The sequence below is a fragment of the Sphingobacterium sp. LZ7M1 genome (assembly GCF_024296865.1).
In the GTDB taxonomy this organism is placed as follows: domain Bacteria; phylum Bacteroidota; class Bacteroidia; order Sphingobacteriales; family Sphingobacteriaceae; genus Sphingobacterium.
The window spans coordinates 1,065,434-1,080,042 of the sequence record NZ_CP101134.1 but is presented as its reverse complement, the minus strand read 5'-3'; the positions used below and the strand labels follow the sequence as shown (position 1 = coordinate 1,080,042).

General features: G+C 39.6%; 15 protein-coding genes. 10 read left to right on the top strand and 5 right to left on the bottom strand.

Annotated features, from left to right (window positions below):
- Nucleotides 1-200 precede the first annotated feature (200 nt).
- Complete coding sequence (locus NMK93_RS04545; RefSeq protein WP_093098970.1) at nt 201-539, bottom strand: DUF3276 family protein; 339 nt, start codon at nt 537-539, stop codon at nt 201-203.
- A 269-nt stretch (nt 540-808) separates the two neighbouring features.
- Here NMK93_RS04545 and NMK93_RS04540 point away from each other — a divergent pair, with 269 nt between their 5' ends.
- From NMK93_RS04540 to NMK93_RS04525, 4 genes are read left to right on the top strand one after another with little or no spacing between them, the layout of a single operon-like run.
- On the top strand, nt 809-1,684 hold the full coding sequence (locus NMK93_RS04540) for a LiaF domain-containing protein (protein WP_185210437.1): 876 nt from the start codon (nt 809-811) through the stop codon (nt 1,682-1,684).
- Nucleotides 1,685-1,692: 8 nt separating this feature from the next.
- Nucleotides 1,693-2,733 carry a sensor histidine kinase gene (locus NMK93_RS04535; RefSeq protein WP_185210438.1) on the top strand — a complete coding sequence of 347 codons (1,041 nt, stop codon included), beginning with the start codon at nt 1,693-1,695 and terminating at the stop codon, nt 2,731-2,733.
- The gene (locus NMK93_RS04530) at nt 2,730-3,473 is read left to right on the top strand and encodes a LytTR family DNA-binding domain-containing protein (protein WP_185210439.1); all 744 of its coding nucleotides are present in this window, start codon (nt 2,730-2,732) and stop codon (nt 3,471-3,473) included. Before NMK93_RS04535 ends, NMK93_RS04530 begins: the two co-directional genes overlap by 4 nt.
- Nucleotides 3,474-3,493: 20 nt before the next feature.
- Nucleotides 3,494-4,930: a beta-lactamase family protein gene (locus tag NMK93_RS04525; RefSeq protein ID WP_254529853.1), complete on the top strand. Its 1,437-nt coding sequence runs from the start codon at nt 3,494-3,496 to the stop codon at nt 4,928-4,930.
- Nucleotides 4,931-5,267: 337 nt separating this feature from the next.
- On the opposite strand, the gene NMK93_RS04520 is transcribed toward NMK93_RS04525, so the two are convergent.
- The 3 genes from NMK93_RS04520 to NMK93_RS04510 form a co-directional block, all read right to left on the bottom strand.
- Nucleotides 5,268-5,642: a RidA family protein gene (locus tag NMK93_RS04520; RefSeq protein WP_185218191.1), complete on the bottom strand. Its 375-nt coding sequence runs from the start codon at nt 5,640-5,642 to the stop codon at nt 5,268-5,270.
- A 74-nt stretch (nt 5,643-5,716) separates the two neighbouring features.
- Nucleotides 5,717-6,145, bottom strand: coding sequence for a helix-turn-helix transcriptional regulator (locus NMK93_RS04515; protein WP_185210442.1), 429 nt, complete (start codon nt 6,143-6,145; stop codon nt 5,717-5,719).
- A 495-nt stretch (nt 6,146-6,640) separates the two neighbouring features.
- Entirely contained in the window at nt 6,641-7,138 is a 498-nt protein-coding gene (locus NMK93_RS04510; protein ID WP_254529851.1) for a hypothetical protein, read from the bottom strand.
- Between the two features lie 135 nt (nt 7,139-7,273).
- On the opposite strand from NMK93_RS04510, the gene purN reads away from it, so the two are divergent.
- The gene (gene purN, locus NMK93_RS04505) at nt 7,274-7,849 is read left to right on the top strand and encodes a phosphoribosylglycinamide formyltransferase (protein ID WP_185210444.1); all 576 of its coding nucleotides are present in this window, start codon (nt 7,274-7,276) and stop codon (nt 7,847-7,849) included.
- Nucleotides 7,850-8,091: 242 nt separating this feature from the next.
- Here the strand turns inward: purN and NMK93_RS04500 are convergent, their stop codons facing one another.
- Nucleotides 8,092-9,279: an esterase family protein gene (locus tag NMK93_RS04500; RefSeq protein WP_254529849.1), complete on the bottom strand. Its 1,188-nt coding sequence runs from the start codon at nt 9,277-9,279 to the stop codon at nt 8,092-8,094.
- Between the two features lie 140 nt (nt 9,280-9,419).
- On the opposite strand from NMK93_RS04500, the gene purH reads away from it, so the two are divergent.
- The 5 genes from purH (at nt 9,420) to rimK (ending at nt 14,415) form a co-directional block, all read left to right on the top strand.
- On the top strand, nt 9,420-10,946 hold the full coding sequence (purH, locus tag NMK93_RS04495; RefSeq protein ID WP_254529847.1) for a bifunctional phosphoribosylaminoimidazolecarboxamide formyltransferase/IMP cyclohydrolase: 1,527 nt from the start codon (nt 9,420-9,422) through the stop codon (nt 10,944-10,946).
- 122 nt (nt 10,947-11,068) lie between these two features.
- Complete coding sequence (locus NMK93_RS04490; protein ID WP_185210461.1) at nt 11,069-11,680, top strand: hypothetical protein; 612 nt, start codon at nt 11,069-11,071, stop codon at nt 11,678-11,680.
- Nucleotides 11,681-11,821: 141 nt separating this feature from the next.
- Complete coding sequence (locus NMK93_RS04485) at nt 11,822-13,000, top strand: AIR synthase related protein (RefSeq protein ID WP_254529845.1); 1,179 nt, start codon at nt 11,822-11,824, stop codon at nt 12,998-13,000.
- A gap of 8 nt (nt 13,001-13,008) precedes the next feature.
- On the top strand, nt 13,009-13,440 hold the full coding sequence (locus NMK93_RS04480; protein ID WP_254529843.1) for a RimK/LysX family protein: 432 nt from the start codon (nt 13,009-13,011) through the stop codon (nt 13,438-13,440).
- Nucleotides 13,441-13,479: 39 nt separating this feature from the next.
- Nucleotides 13,480-14,415, top strand: a complete 936-nt coding sequence (gene rimK / locus NMK93_RS04475; RefSeq protein ID WP_185210464.1) for a 30S ribosomal protein S6--L-glutamate ligase — start codon at nt 13,480-13,482, stop codon at nt 14,413-14,415.
- The last annotated feature ends 194 nt before the right edge of the window (nt 14,416-14,609 follow it).

Below are 14,609 nucleotides of genomic sequence, written 5' to 3'. Positions count from 1 at the left end.
ATCTAGTTAAATAATACCTGTAACATATTTAACGAAATCGATAGCATAAAATACAATGGGGTCAAACGGATATTATTGGGGGATTATCATGTAGAGCATCATGCTGTCCGTCAATAATGGAATTGCAAAGCCGATGCAGCTGCCAATAAAAAAGAGCCACTAAATTTTAGTGGCCCATTAATTATGTATTCAAAACTAAATTAAAAAGAGTAATTGTCTTTTTGTACTAGTTCGCCATTGTTCTCAAAACCATTTTCGTCTTGATTTGGCTCATATCTTTTTTCAACAACTTCTTGGTTAGCTTTAATGTATTCAACTACATCCTGAAGGCCTTCTGCAAACTTTTCAAAGTCTTCTTTATAAAGGAAGATCTTGTGTTTAATAAACTGTCCGTCTTCGAAACGCTTTTTACTTTCTGTAATTGTCACATAATAGTCGTTCGAGCGAGTGGCTTTCACATCAAAAAAATAAGTACGTTTGCCCGCTCTCACCTTTTTTGAAAATACCTCTTCACGCTCTTTATTGTCAAAATCTCCCATTAGATTAATATAAAATTTAAGTTTAACCCTCTATTTTCAGTCATAAATATATAATATTTAATTTCAATCATCCAAATTTTATTTAAAAATTATTATTATAATAATTAAAAATTTGCACCAGATTTGAAGAGATCGCAAATTGAATTCGGATTTTTACCGATTAAATACAGTTATTCACCGAAAAAAATGCCCAAGAGACCTATTTGCTCTGTGGCTATGCTTATATTCGCTATACTTTTGAGTAAACTAATTCAAAAGGAAACAATATCATGAATAATCAAACAACGAAAACAGATTACGAAAAGCCACCTAAAAACAACAAATCTTCCAACTTAGTCGGATTTATCATTGTTTTTTTAGGAGTAGCCATCCTATTCAAAAACCTGAACATGGGCAATATCATCCCGAATTGGATGTTCGGATGGGAAACCATCTTGATCGTCATCGGTCTGGTAATCGGGGTCAATTCAAAATTTGAAAAGAAATCCTCTATCGTCCTGATCATTATCGGTTCAGTATTCTTACTAAAGAACGAATTGGATATCCACTTAGGTAGGTTCTTGATCCCTGCTGCTGCTATTGCACTGGGCTTCTACTTGATCAATCGTAACAAAAGCACCCCGCAATTGCCTCCAACGACTCCTCCACGCAACGATGAGTACGACTGGGACAAACGCGTAAACCAAGACTATCAAGGAAATACAGAAGGACCAACTAACCCTGGTACCCAAAACCCTAACGACTCCTATGCTCAGGCCACCGGTACTGAGCATAGGCCATACGGAAGAAAATTCCTGCCCGATTTCGAAAACTACCTGAAAGTAGACAACTTCTTCAGTGACACCAAAAAGGTCATCCTGAGCAAAAATTTCTTGGGTGGCAATATCACATCGGTATTTGGAAGCACTCAGTTGAACTTTCTACAGGCAGATCTGAAACAACCTGTTGTGATAGATACCTTCCAATTGTTTGGAAGCACCAAAATCATCGTCCCAACCAATTGGAAAGTCTATTCCAACGTATCTTCTATTTTTGGAGAGGTAGACGACAGAAGACCCATGATCGAAGTCGTTACGGATGAAAACAAAAAGATCTATATCACTGGCACATCCCTATTCGGAGGATTAACCATTAAGAACAGTTAGTTTAAGGCATGCAAAAACCCATTAGTGAACAATCCAAACGCTATGTAATCCATGCCTCCTCGTGGATTATTTGTGTTTTATATTTCCTTATTGTTTATGGACTTTTGCTTTGGTCAAACATTGCCAAGGTCACTGCTGCTTACGATGCAGTCATTGGCGCCTTGACCATGACCGGAATCTCCTATCTGATCTATAGTACCCTCCAGTTCTATCTTCCGAACAACAAGAACTATTGGAAGCTTTTTTCCATGGCCGCAATCTTCTCAGCTATCAGTGTTCTCATCATCCGCATCTTGATTATTCAGCTTTCCCCCGATGAAAACCTGGTCTATTTAGATTTTAGCCTTCCGTTTCGCTTTGTGATCAACTTCTTGATCATCACTTGCGTCATGACCATCAATATCTTCTGGAATATCCAGGAAGAACTCGTATTCAACAAAAGACGAAAAGACGAAAGTGAGCGCATGGTTCGCGATGCCGAGCTCTACAATTTAAGACAGCAACTACAACCCCACTTTCTATTCAATAGCTTAAATTCCATTATCGCCTTAATCGGCAGCAAACCTACGGAAGCCCGGAACATGGTCTTCCAACTTTCAGACTTCCTTCGTGGTACCATGAGAAAGGATGAAAAACAGTTTACCACCGTAGAAGAAGAAATAAATCATTTAAGCTTATATTTGGATATTGAAAAAGTAAGGTTCGGACATCGACTGAGCACCGAATTTGATTATGATGAAAGCGTACTCAATGGCAAGATCCCTGTAATGATCCTGCAGCCATTGGTAGAAAACGCCATTAAATTCGGCCTTTACAATGTCACGGACCAAGTAACCATTAGAACCAGTATCCATTTAGAAAACAATATGTTGACCATCCAAATCAGCAATCCCTTCGAACAGGATCAACCTGAACAGAAAAAAGGAACTGGCTTTGGCTTGACCAGCATTCAGCGAAGACTGTACCTCCTTTTTGGCAGGACTGACCTATTGGAAACAGCTGTCGATGGAAATACATTTATATCCACCCTAAGAATCCCTCAACTATGATAAAGACAATCCTTATAGACGACGAACCATTGGCAAGAAGCATGGTCCTGGAATATCTAAAAGAACACCCAGATTTTGAAGTATTGGCCGAATGCAACGATGGATTCGAAGGCGTAAAGGCTATACAGCAATTCCAACCTGATCTGGTGTTCCTGGACATTCAAATGCCTAAATTGACCGGATTCGAAATGCTGGAACTGTTGGACAACCAGCCCCATGTCATTTTTACGACTGCTTTTGATGAATATGCACTCAAGGCCTTTGAAAAAAACGCCGTGGACTATCTGTTGAAACCAATTCGACCGGATCGCTTTCAAAAGGCTATTGACAAATTCAAGGCCTCTTTCAATAGCCATCAAGCACCAAAAATAGACTCTGCCAAGCTCCAAGAATCCATGGAAGAGGATACTTCCTTGGAACGCATCGTGGTTAAAACGGGTAACCAAATCAAGATTATCCCGGTCCAACAGATCAATTTCCTGGAAGCCTATGATGATTATGTGAAAATCCATACCCCTGACGGCATGTTCTTAAAGAACAAGACCATGAGCTCCTTTGAGAAACAACTGGATGCTAAACAATATGTCAGGGTCCACCGTTCCTTTATCGTAAAAGTCGATCAACTCCAAAAGATAGAACCCATGGAAAAGGACAGCTATATTGCCACCCTCCTAACTGGTGAAAAGGTCAATATCAGCAAGTCTGGCTATGCAAGATTAAAGCAAGTTATAGGTTTATAATTTGTTTTGTATTTTTGGGCATGAGAATTAAAGCGATCAACCTCCTCATTATCCTAGTTTTATCTTGTTTGGGCACTGTGAATGCCCAGACGGTTGAGGAGAATAACAACAGAGCCGTATTCAATAGAATTGAATTTTTCTTCAATTCCCAGCAAGTTGACTCCATCTACAATCTTGCCAGCGATGATTTTAAACAACACATCAGCAAGGAAAAGATGGCTGAATTACTGGATAATCTTTTTATCCTAGGCCGCATCGAGAATGTGACTAAAACAGGGTTTAGCAGAGGATTGGCAACCTATAAAGTGGAATTGCAACAGGAAACCCTGACCATGCAACTTGCCATTGACTCCAACATGAGGTACAATACCTTTTTAATAAAACCTTATTCCCCTGATGAGGCACCAAAAAAGGAAGAAATCCTTTCCAATGTAGAAGCTAAAAGTCCTTTGGATCAATACATCGACTCGGTAGCACGCAATTATGCGAAAAATGGAAATGCGCATTCCCTTGCGGTTGCTGTCATTCATCAAAACAAGATCAATACATTTTTCTATGGTGAAACCACTCCGGGAAACAACACGCTTCCTGATGCCAATACCTTATATGAAATCGGTTCGGTAACTAAAACTTTTACGGCTACCTTATTGGCAGAGATGGTCAATAAAGGAATTATTTCCCTGGAAGACAGCATCGCAAAATTTCTACCAGATTCCGTAGCTCAAAATCCTGATGTGCAAAAAATCACGTTCAAGATGTTGGCAAACCATACCTCAGGACTTCCAAGGCTTGCAGATAACTGGAATAAGGTTCCTAAATTCTCCAGCAGTGATCCCTATGCTGCATACGATAAAAAAGCACTGTATGCATTCCTAAAAGGCTTCAAATCCAAAGAAGAGGCAGGAACGGTCTACGAGTACAGCAATTTAGGCTATGGCTTATTGGGCGAGCTCTTATCGACCATTTCGAAAAAGCCATATATGACCATGGTCAAGGAAATGATCTTGACCCCCTTAGAAATGACAAACAGCACGGATAAATTGAACCCGAAGGAAAAAAACATCGCTCCACCATTTGATGGAGAAGGCCAACAGGTTCCTTTCTGGAACTTCCAGGCCATAACCGCAGCAGGATCCCTGAAATCAAGTGTAAATGACCTTCTACGATATACCATTGCACAATTGACCTACCCGGAAACTGATGTTCAAAAAGCCATGAACCTGACCAAACAGTTCACCTTCTTCGTGCCACCTAACAGTGACATCGGTCTGGCTTGGCACATGAACATGTTGGATGGCGTTATATACTACCACCATACTGGAGCAACAGCTGGTTCAAATGCATTTGTAGGTTTTGTACCCGATGAAAAATCGGTGGTGATTATGCTTTCCAACTCAAGCAATGAATTGGGAAAGGTAGGCACGGCTTTATTGGAAAAAGTACTTTCTACGAAATAACCTTGCTGAGTATTAGCTTTAACACTTAGATTCACCATGCCAATCGCCAAAATTAACTGGCGTTAGATAAAATAAAAATAAAGGGAGATTTCCAGTGGAAACCTCCCTTTTTCATTGTTTAGTTCTCTTATTGATTTACATTCCAATTTCAAGATCCATCCTGGGATAAAAATTTACATTGGAGATAAAATGAAGAAAAAAACCAATCGCTTTTTCATCTTTAACCTTATCCGGAACTTCCTAAGAAAGAAAATAAACTAGTTTTCCTTCAGGGACGCTACAAAACTCAATTACTCGAATGAAAAGGAATATACGGGTTTAATAAATGTGTGCAACACTAAACTTCTGCGATCAAGTCTACCTCGAGCATATATCCATGACGTAATTCAGCAACCGGAACAACTGTCCGGGCAGGCTTATGTTTACCAATAAAATCGGCAAACAGAGCATTGAATTGGGGGCAATATTTCACATCACAGACATAGGCTGTAACCTTGACAATCTTCGACATACTGCTCGAAGAAGCTAATAGAATATTCTCAATGTTCTGAAATACAACAGTAAATTGACTTTCGAAATCATCTTGTTCGTGATGTTTTCCATCTGCCGATATGGGCAACTGACCCGACACAAACAGAAAATGATTTGATACTATGGCTGTACTATAATGTCCATTTGGTTTTGGCAGTCGGTTTCCCTGTAATATTTTCATGTTAAACAATTGATTTTATTCGCTTGTTACAAAATAAACCTATGCTTAAAATTTAAAATAGAACGATATTAGCGTCAGTTCTTCTGTAACTCCTTAGGCAAGAATCCAATCATTTGACGAAAGTACCTCGTAAAATGGCTTTGATCCGAGAAACCACACAAAAAAGCTATCTCTGTTAGCGAATAACCGCTAAAATGCATCAATTCAACTGCTCGAATAATCCTAATTTTCCGCTGGTAAAGGAGTACTGTACTACCCGCATATTTTTCGAAATATTTCGATATTGTTACTTTATGAACCGCACACAGATTGGATAACTCTTCCAGAGTGATGTGTTTATTCCAATGTTCTTTGATATAATCCTTGGCAATATTTACCCAGTTCGGAAATTGGCTCAGCACCAATTGCTTCTGAGGTCCTAAATCAAGTGACATAATCAAAGTTTCTACCGCCATAAAAGATTCCTTATCGCGATAAGCTAATTCCTTATAAATGTTAATCATAAATAAATGTATACTTCAACCCCAATTGTAATTTCTTGGCCATTACAATATTTTATTATCGACTGGCTGATATTCGCAAAGACTAAAGAATTTTGAAAATGTTTAATGCGGCTTGAAAATATATTTTCCACTTATACGAACCTTGAGTTAAATTACCCCCAAAGAAATAAATACCATTCATTTCCAGCAATTTATCGCCCCGTAAAATTCAAATATCATCAATTGTTTGTTCAAAAATGTTTCTAAAATTTGATTTCAGCTTTCTTTTAGGTCTTCACATTCGCACAAATCGTTGCCTGCATCTATGTTATCTCCAAAACCAAGATCCTTTTTGTTAGAATTTACTATCTACTACCAATCAAGGACAGTTTTTTCCTTAAAAACTTTCAATATGTAAATATATGAAAACAATTAAATAAGTAATATCACTTTATTTTATTAGGAAAATTTTAGAAATATAAAGTAAAATATAGGAAATATAAGGTTTTTAATGCTCTAGTCCTGTTTTTGAAGGTACGGAAGTAGCATTTCTACACGGTTTTCACCGTCAAATTGTTTGATTATTTGTAGAGATTCGGCCTCATAGATATAGGTCGAAGGAAAATTTTTGGGATTAAAACTTAAAATAAATTCGCCTTCAGGATCGTAGAGGAATCTGACACGCTTGTCATTTCGCAAACCTTTTGCAAACATATTGATATACCCATCCACCAATGGTTTTTCCTGCATGGATATAAAGTAGAAATCTACATCATCCCGAATCCTACCCAAGGACTCGGCAATGCCCTGACCAAGCTCTTGGCAATGCCCACAGCCAGGATCAAAAAGGATAAATACCTGGGTATGCTTACGGTTTAATGAGTCAGAAGTAAACTTCGCCCCCGTATTCATATCACTAAACTTGGAAAATGAAGGCATCCTCTCCGGAACCTGCCCTACCGACAAGCTAACGGTTGCAAAAACAGTCAATAGGACTAAGATAATATTCTTCATAACCTGATAATTTGAGCTTAATGTCCCTAAATCTAACAAAAAATACCCCAATATGGAGGTCAAACCGCCCTTTATTGGAAAAAATCAGCTATATTTGTGAAAAATTAAAGTTAAATTTTCAAACGATAACACACTGTGAAAAAGCGTATTGCTATCTTTGCTTCTGGTTCTGGATCGAATGCTCAAAAGATCATGGAGCATTTTAAATACTCTGACAGCGCCGAAGTTGCCTTAGTCCTAAGTAACAACCCAGATGCATATGTTTTACAACGTGCAGATAATTTCGAAATCCCTACGCATGTTTTTGATAAGCACGACTTCTACCAAACAGATGAAATCGTTGACTTGTTAAAAAGACTTGAAATTGATTTAGTAGTATTAGCTGGATTCCTGTGGTTAGTGCCTGAAAACCTTTTAAAAAGCTTTCCAAACAAAATTATCAATATACATCCTGCCCTATTGCCAAAATTTGGCGGAAAAGGCATGTATGGGGATAAAGTGCATAAAGCAGTATTGGCAGCCGGTGAAGACGAACACGGAATTACCATTCACTTTGTAAATGAAAATTTCGATGAAGGAGAGATCATTCATCAGGCACGCTTCCGGGTAGAGCCAGGAGATACTTTGGAAATACTAAAGTTCAATGGCCAACAACTTGAACACGCACATTACCCTAAAGTAATCGAGAACCTGTTGAAAAAATACAACTAAGGATTACTAAGCTTAGAATCATAAAATATAATATAGGAGCTACCTTAGGAACAGCTCCTTTTTCATTATCTTCGAGACCTGATCCAGCATTCCATTAAACTCAAAATTTCCTAGGATACAACTTGACCTCATTCGAGACACATTCCGAATTTTCCGAATGTGTCTCGAATGAGGTCAAACTGAAACCCAAAGATTTCCTATCAAAAAACTCTTATTTTACTTAGGATATTATTGCTCCTAGTCTAATCGAAATCTCGGAAGAGGAAGGTACCGAATTCCACTAAATAATCCCTCCAATTAGACCAAGTATGACCACCCTTGGATTCATGGTAAATATAATCCAATTTTATCCCATCCAACTTCTTCCTAAAATCAGCTCCAGTGTCATAAAGAAAATCATCTTCTCCCATACCTATCCAATATATTTCGTAATCATTTTCCTTTTGTTTCAGCAGATTTTCATCAAACTTATCATAGACCTCTCTTTTTATCTTATCATTGATTCTATAGGCGGCGGAAAACAAACCTACGTATCCAAAGGTGTTCGGATAAAAACTGGATATAAACATAGCATGGGATCCGCCCATGGACAGACCAGCTATTGCACGGTTTTTCTTATTCTTAATGACCCTATAATTGGACTCCACGAAGTTAATGACTTCATCAAAATTGGATTCCATATCCCCCGAACCTACATCGGGCGTAAAAAACTCGATATTATACTCTCCCTTTTCTGAAAAACCAGGGGCCGCTGAATTGCTGGTATGGCCATTAGGCATCACTACGATCATCGGCACAACCTTACCTTCATCAATCAGGTTGTCCATGATCTGCGCGACCCGACCGAGGGTTGGCCATGCATCTTCATCCCCTCCCATTCCATGCAATAAATACAGCACTGGAAATTTCTCCTTGGAAGACTCATAACCTGGCGGGGTGTAAACAGTCATTCTACGTTCGGATTTATTGATCCGAGAGGGATACCACTGCTTGATCATGGAACCATGAGGCACGGACATGGTCTTATAATAATCTGCATTTCCATCATTGGTTATGAAGTAATTGAAGACACTACCCACATCCCTCACCTGGTATACATTCAAAGGATCATTTATGCGCACGCCATCAACAATAAAATTATAGAGAAATAGGTCTGACCCTAAACTATCCTGTCTAACCGACCATAGCCCAGAAGCATCCTTTTTCATTGCAACCCTAGGCAGTTCTTGCGGCTTTTGAACCATCCAATTTCCCGTCAAATAAACAGTTTTTGCGTCAGGTGCAACCAAATTAAAGGTTACCGTATTGTCTGCTGCAACGATAGGGGAACTGACTTTGGTCTCTTTAGCGCCAATGTTTTCCTGAGCAATTCCGCCCAAACCGATGAGAACGAGGGACAAGGTCATTAGAAATATAAGGTGATTTTTCATGGTCAATTTTTTGTTTTAGAATTGGATAATCCAATATACTAATAATTTAAAACTGTTTAGCCGAGGCATTTTAATTAAGTAATAAAATTCAAGAAAATTATATTTTAAATAATTATCTTTGCGGCTCCAAACAAAACGCAATGAATCATCCTGTTAAGATTAAAAATGCATTGGTTTCAGTTTATTATAAAGATAACCTTGCACCTCTAATTCAACTACTAAACAAATTCGGAGTTACTTTTTATTCCACTGGCGGTACTGAGTCCTTTATCCGTGATTTAGATATCCCAGTAGAACGTGTTGAAGATTTAACCGGTTACCCTTCCATTTTAGGTGGCCGTGTAAAAACGCTTCACCCGAAAGTATTCGGTGGAATTTTGTCTCGCCGTCCGTTGGCAGACGACAAAAAACAATTAGAGGAATACGAAATCCCAGAGATCGATTTAGTAATCGTAGACCTTTACCCATTTGAAGAAACTGTAGCTTCTGGTGCTTCAGAGCAAGATATTATCGAGAAGATTGACATCGGTGGTATTTCATTGATCCGTGCTGCGGCAAAAAACTTCAATGATGTAGTCATTATTTCTTCGAAAAACGACTATTCCGAACTGGAAGAAATCTTAGCGGCTCAAGAAGGTGCAACTTCTCTTGAACAACGTAAATCATTCGCTAAACGCGCATTCAATACTTCTTCGCATTACGATACTGCTATCTTCAATTACTTCAATCAAGAAGAGTCTCTAGACGTATTCAAACAATCGGAACAAAATGCCCAAGTTCTTCGTTACGGAGAGAATCCACACCAAAAAGGTGTTTTCTATGGTAACCTTGACGCTATGTTCGATAAATTGAACGGTAAAGAGCTTTCATACAACAATCTGGTTGACGTAGATGCTGCTGTAGCCATTATCGATGAATTCAACGAACCTACTTTCGCTATCCTTAAGCATACCAATGCTTGTGGAGTAGCTTCAAGACCTACTATCAAGGCAGCTTGGGAAGCAGCATTAGCTTGTGACCCTGTTTCAGCTTTCGGTGGCGTATTGATTACCAATGGCGAAGTGGATAAAGCAACCGCGGAAGAAATCAACAACCTATTCTTTGAAGTTTTGATCGCTCCTTCCTATACTGAAGAGGCATTACAGATCTTGACTGCTAAGAAAAACAGAATTATCCTTCGCCGCAAAGAGGTTAAATTACCTACGCAGCAATTCAAAACTCTATTGAACGGAGTAATCCAACAAGATAAGGACAATACCGTAGAAGGTCCTGAACAGATGACTGCTGTAACGGAGGTAAAACCTAGTGAAGAACAGTTGAAAGATCTATACTTTGCAAACAAGATTGTTAAACACACCAAGTCGAACACTATTGTATTCGCTAAAGATGGTACCTTGATCGCTTCAGGAGTTGGTCAAACGTCACGTGTAGATGCATTGAAGCAAGCGATCGAAAAAGCACAATCTTTCGGTTTTGAAATCAAGGGCAGCGTTATGGCATCGGATGCATTCTTCCCATTCCCTGACTGTGTTGAAATTGCTGGAGAAGCTGGTGTAACAGCAGTTTTGCAACCAGGCGGATCAATCAAAGATCAATTGTCAATTGATATGGCCAACGAAAAAGGAGTTGCTATGGTAACGACTGGCGTTCGTCACTTCAAACATTAATAAAAAAAATTAAGCTCAGACTGATACAAAAGCCCTTCGTAATTCATACGAAGGGCTTTTTTGTTGCTGCATATCCTTGGAATTATTTTTGTACTTCCATAGGCAGACTATTAAAAAATTATATGAAACAACTAGCAATATGTTCACTGGCAGCGGTCCTAGCTTTATCCGCTTGCCAAGGAAATAAAAATTCAGGGAATACACTTTCAGATAGCAGTTTGGTAGCAAATACGGATGGGAATGACAGTTCAGTGGCAGCAAGCACGGATTCGACATTGCTGGTCCGAGAAAACTTTGAAAGGATCAATGCTATCAAAGATTGGGATAAAATAGACTCTGCACAAGTACATGAGTCAACTGAAGGCGGTGTGGCCACATATTACTTCAAGAACAACAAATTAGAACTTATCAAGGCGAGGAACTATGGTGAAGGTGGTTATTCCTTGCAGGACATGTACCTGAAGGATGATAAGCTGTCTTTCGTATTTGAGCAGCAGTACAATTACAATACACATATCATAGACCCGAAATTTGACATGGACAAAACCAAAAAGGCGGGCGAGGTACGGTATTATTTCATGAACGATAAATTGTTCAATCTCATTGCAACCGATAAGGAAAATGAAAAATACCTGAAGGAAGATCCAAGGACAGATACACTCATGTTGCATTTGTTCAATCAATTAATCAAGGTCAAGGACAATGGTTACGACCCGAAAGGGATCTCGGAATAAGGTTTTTAAGGTATTTACAGTTCTCAGGAAGCTTCTGTCAACTATGATTATCGGGCATTAAAAGGAAGATGTCGAATTGCAAACCTCTCTAAACGAAAATTTTTCGCTATAATCGGGAGGTTTGCTTATTTTTGCAGCAAGATGTCAGATTTAAAATACAACCAACGAGGTGTATCCGCAGGGAAAGAGGATGTACACAACGCAATCAAAAACATTGACAAGGGATTATTCCCGAAAGCTTTCTGTAAGATTGTTCCAGATATTCTAGCAGCTGATGAGCAATATTGCAACATTATGCATGCAGACGGTGCCGGAACAAAATCTTCCTTAGCCTATGTTTATTGGAAAGAAACCGGAGATGCATCCGTTTGGCGTGGCATTGCGCAAGATGCCATTATCATGAACTTGGACGACCTATTATGCGTTGGGGCTATTGACAATATTATTCTTTCATCGACCATCGGCAGAAACAAGAACCTGATTCCAGGTGAAGTGATTGCCGAAATCATCAATGGTACCGAGGAAATCCTTGCTGAATTACGTGAATTGGGTATCGGCATCTACTCTACAGGTGGAGAAACAGCTGATGTGGGCGATTTGGTGAGGACTATCATCGTAGATAGCACCGTGACCTGCCGCATGAAGCGTGAAGATGTTATTTCTAATCATAAGATCAAAGGTGGCAATGTGGTTGTCGGTTTAGCATCTTATGGAAAGGCTACTTACGAAAAAGAATATAACGGTGGTATGGGATCTAATGGTCTGACATCAGCCCGCCATGACGTGTTCAGTAAGTACATTGCCGAGAAATATCCTGAAAGTTTTGACCCTGCTGTTCCTTATGACTTAGTCTTTGCTGGAGGTAAGGCATTGACTGACATGGTTAAAACTGAAACAGGAGAAGAAGTAAGTGCCGGAAAATTAGTACTTTCGCCTACGCGCACTTATGCACCGGTGATCAAACAGATCTTGGACAAATACCGTAGCCAGATTGATGGTATGGTACATTGTTCAGGTGGTGCTCAGACAAAGGTGCTGCATTTCGTAGACGATGTTCATGTCATCAAGGACAATCTTTTTCCAATTCCGCCACTGTTTGAATTGATCCAGAAAGAATCCAACACCGATTGGCAAGAAATGTATAAAGTATTCAATATGGGTCACCGTATGGAACTTTATGTTCCTGAGAAAATCGCTGCTGATATCATCAAGATCTCTGAATCTTTTGGTATCCCTGCCCAGATTATTGGTCGTGTGGAAGCTGCAGACAAGAAAAAAGTGACCATCCGTTCACCTTTTGGAGAATTTGTATACGAATAGACTAGGCAGTGAGAGGTAAAAAAACCATTGGCAGAACAGAAACCATTGACCTACCGGAACTAGGTCTATACAATATTCACGCAAAGACGGATACCGGCGCTGAAACCTCTGTTCTACATTGCGAAGAAGTGGAAGTGGTAAAAAAAGCTGGCCACCTTTACATTACCGCCTATATCAGGCCCAACGAAGACAGTGAAAAAACCCTGAAACTGACTTTCCCTGTACACAGAGAAAGGACAGTAAAAAGTTCTTTTGGACAATCGGAGATACGCTATATCTTTTTGACCAAGATTCGTATGTTTAACGAGCTATATGATATCAAATTGTCCTTTCGAAATCGATCCGCCATGTCCTACCCCATGCTATTGGGACGTAATTTTATTACGGGGAAATTCTTGGTCGATGTATCTAAAAAAAACTTAGCAACAAACATCATATAAAACTCATAACATCGTTATCTGTTTAACAAATAAAGAATTGTGAAAATAGCTGTATTATCGACTAATAGGTCATTATATTCTACCCGTAGACTGGTAGAATCCGCCATAAATAGAGGTCACGAATGCGAAGTGATCGACCATAGCAAATGCTATGTAGGCATACAACAAGCAAAACCATCCATTCATTATAAAGGTCAAGATATTGCAGAGGTTGACGCTGTCATCCCTAGAATTGGTTCTTCAGTAACCTTCTATGGATCGGCAATTGTCCGCCAGTTTGAGGTCATGGGAGTCATTTCAGCCAACCCGTCCCAAGCGATCACTCGCTCAAGGGACAAACTGCGCTGCATGCAGATCCTTTCAGGTGCTGGCCTTGGTTTACCGATCACGGGTTTCGCCAGGACAGCCTCAAATGTGGACGACCTGATCTCCATGGTTGGAGGTGCTCCATTGGTCATCAAATTATTGGAAGGGACGCAAGGGATCGGAGTTGTATTAGCCGAAACTAAAAAAGCTGCCTCATCAGTAATTGAAGCTTTCTACGGACTCGGAAACAATATCTTGATCCAAGAATATATCAAAGAAGCTAAAGGTACCGATATCCGTGCTTTCGTAGTAGACGGCAAGGTTGTAGGTGCCATGAAAAGAACGGCCAAAGAAGGCGAATTCCGCTCGAACCTACACCGTGGCGGTACCGCTGAAGTTGTTAAATTAACCAGGACAGAAAGGGAAACTGCTATTGCAGCTGCCCGTGCTATGGGATTGACCGTGGCGGGTGTGGATTTGCTACCTTCAGCACGTGGACCATTGATCTTAGAGGTAAACTCCTCCCCTGGCCTCGAAGGAATCGAACAGGCAACCGGAAAGGATATCGCCGGAGAGATCATTAAATATCTGGAAAGACAGTATGAAGCCAAACAATTGGCTAAACCGATTACGACCAGAAGGAAAATCAAAAAGGAAAGTAATCTGTAGGGGTTAGATTTGAGATGTGAGATATGAGATGTGAGAGAACTTTCCATCTGAAAATAATTGGAGCAGCATGTTTTACGTGCTGCTTTTTTTGAACCAGGATTGATGGGATGAGAGGATGGACCAAGATCAAGGGAGTATTGTACAATAAATGCATTATCCTTCTTGGGGAATTATCGCATACGCCCGCAACATAA

What these genes read in the sequence shown, in the direction of transcription:
- NMK93_RS04535 (WP_185210438.1), top strand. Translation starts at nt 1,693, where the DNA reads ATGCAAAAACCCATTAGTGAACAATCCAAACGCTATGTAATCCATGCC.
- NMK93_RS04490 (WP_185210461.1), top strand. Translation starts at nt 11,069, where the DNA reads ATGAAACAACTAGCAATATGTTCACTGGCAGCGGTCCTAGCTTTATCC.
- NMK93_RS04500 (WP_254529849.1), bottom strand. Translation starts at nt 9,279, where the DNA reads ATGAAAAATCACCTTATATTTCTAATGACCTTGTCCCTCGTTCTCATC.
- NMK93_RS04530 (WP_185210439.1), top strand. Translation starts at nt 2,730, where the DNA reads ATGATAAAGACAATCCTTATAGACGACGAACCATTGGCAAGAAGCATG.
- NMK93_RS04520 (WP_185218191.1), bottom strand. Translation starts at nt 5,642, where the DNA reads ATGAAAATATTACAGGGAAACCGACTGCCAAAACCAAATGGACATTAT.
- NMK93_RS04545 (WP_093098970.1), bottom strand. Translation starts at nt 539, where the DNA reads ATGGGAGATTTTGACAATAAAGAGCGTGAAGAGGTATTTTCAAAAAAG.
- NMK93_RS04515 (WP_185210442.1), bottom strand. Translation starts at nt 6,145, where the DNA reads ATGATTAACATTTATAAGGAATTAGCTTATCGCGATAAGGAATCTTTT.
- purH (WP_254529847.1), top strand. Translation starts at nt 9,420, where the DNA reads ATGAATCATCCTGTTAAGATTAAAAATGCATTGGTTTCAGTTTATTAT.
- NMK93_RS04540 (WP_185210437.1), top strand. Translation starts at nt 809, where the DNA reads ATGAATAATCAAACAACGAAAACAGATTACGAAAAGCCACCTAAAAAC.
- NMK93_RS04510 (WP_254529851.1), bottom strand. Translation starts at nt 7,138, where the DNA reads ATGAAGAATATTATCTTAGTCCTATTGACTGTTTTTGCAACCGTTAGC.
- NMK93_RS04485 (WP_254529845.1), top strand. Translation starts at nt 11,822, where the DNA reads ATGTCAGATTTAAAATACAACCAACGAGGTGTATCCGCAGGGAAAGAG.
- NMK93_RS04525 (WP_254529853.1), top strand. Translation starts at nt 3,494, where the DNA reads ATGAGAATTAAAGCGATCAACCTCCTCATTATCCTAGTTTTATCTTGT.